This window comes from Mesorhizobium sp. M7A.F.Ca.CA.001.10.2.1, assembly GCF_003998575.1.
Lineage (GTDB): Bacteria > Pseudomonadota > Alphaproteobacteria > Rhizobiales > Rhizobiaceae > Mesorhizobium.
Genome location: NZ_RZQY01001304.1, coordinates 1 through 535, shown reverse-complemented (window position 1 = coordinate 535; position 535 = coordinate 1). Strand labels below are relative to the sequence as shown.

2 protein-coding genes are annotated in these 535 nt (G+C 62.6%); both read right to left on the bottom strand.

Annotation, left to right across the window (positions count from 1 at the left end; translation table 11 throughout):
• On the bottom strand, positions 1-120 hold a 120-nt coding region (locus EN964_RS36785; protein WP_245490766.1), incomplete at its 3' end, for a DUF2160 family membrane protein.
• Positions 121-187: 67 nt separating this feature from the next.
• Positions 188-535 (bottom strand): ABC transporter permease subunit (locus EN964_RS36780; RefSeq protein WP_164776591.1); only part of this gene is annotated, 348 nt, incomplete at its 5' end.

Here is a 535-nt window from a genome sequence, read left to right as displayed (position 1 = left end):
GACCCGGGGATTGCCGCCGGGCGAGGCGTATTCCCAGACCGCCATGCCACAGAGCAGCACCAGGATCGTGATGAAAAAGATCGCCGTTGGCAGCGTCCATGCCATCCAGGTGAGGTTCATGGTCATACCCTCCCCAGGGCGAAGCCCTTGGCGATGGTGTTGCGGATGAACTCGTGCGTTTGTTTCATCACACCCTCCCTAGGGCAAAGCCCTTGGCGATGTAGTTGCGGACGAACCAGATCACGAGCGCGCCTGGAAGGATGGTGAGCACGCCGGCGGCGGCGAGCACGCCCCAGTCGAGCCCGGAGGCCGAGACCGTGCGCGTCATGATCGCCGCGATCGGCTTGGCGGCGGTCGTGGTCAAGGTGCGCGCGATCAGCAGCTCGACCCATGAGAACATGAAGCAGAAGAAGCAGGCCACGCCGACGCCGCTGGCGATCAGCGGCATGAAGATTTTTAGGAAGAAGCGCGGGAAGGAGTAGCCATCGATATAGGCGGTCTCATCGATCTCCTTCGGCACGCCGGACATGAAGCC